Origin of the sequence: Novosphingobium organovorum (assembly GCF_022832435.1) — a bacterium.
Lineage (GTDB): Bacteria > Pseudomonadota > Alphaproteobacteria > Sphingomonadales > Sphingomonadaceae > Novosphingobium > Novosphingobium organovorum.
The window spans coordinates 1-714 of record NZ_JALHLF010000258.1 but is presented as its reverse complement, the minus strand read 5'-3'; the positions used below and the strand labels follow the sequence as shown (position 1 = coordinate 714).

The window sequence follows — 714 nt, the reverse complement described above, 5'->3', positions numbered from 1 at the left end:
GGCAGCGCCGCGGCGGTGGCCGAGGCGCTGGCCGGGCGGGCTTCGGGCCACCGCACCTTGATGCGTCTCCACCGCGAGGCGATCTACCGCTTCGTCCATTCCTATACCGGGCATGAGGCCGACGCGCTCGACGTGACGCAGGAGTGCTTTGTCGCCGCCTTCCTCGCGCTGGCCCGGTACGATGCGCAGCGCCCCTTTCGCGGCTGGTTGCTGCGCATCGCGCTCAACAAGTGCCACGATTGGGCGCGGCGGCGCACGGTGCGCCGTCTGTTCACGTTCGCCGCGCCGCTCGACGAGGCGGCGGCGCTGGCCGATACGGGCACGCCCGATCCCGAGGCCGCGCTCCTCTCGCGCCAGGAGGTCGCCCGGATCGAGGCGGCGATCGCCGCCTTGCCGGGGACGCTCAAGGACCCGCTGCTGCTCTGCACGCTCGAAGGGCTGAGCCAGGACGCGGCGGCGCAAGTGCTGGGTATCAGCCGCAAGGCGGTGGAGACGCGAATCTACCGCGCGCGGCAAAAATTGTCGCAACGGCTCGAGGGATAGCCCGCCCCGGCGCGTAAACGGGGCATGAGGCAACAGCACATCTTCGATCGCCGCCGGTTCCTTTCGCTGTCCGGCTCGCTTACGGGCTCGCTGGCCGGGGGGCTGGCGCTGTCGGGCCTGTTCCCGGCCTGGGCGCGGGCGGGGACGGCCGGGGTCGCCCCGGCGACGGGC

Annotated in this window: 1 protein-coding gene; it reads left to right on the top strand. The window is 72.5% G+C overall.

What is annotated here, in order from left to right; all coding sequences use genetic code 11:
* The coding region (locus tag MTR62_RS21130) for an RNA polymerase sigma factor (RefSeq protein ID WP_327194448.1) at nt 1-543 on the top strand (543 nt) is incomplete at its 5' end.
* Between the last annotated feature and the right edge of the window lie 171 nt (nt 544-714).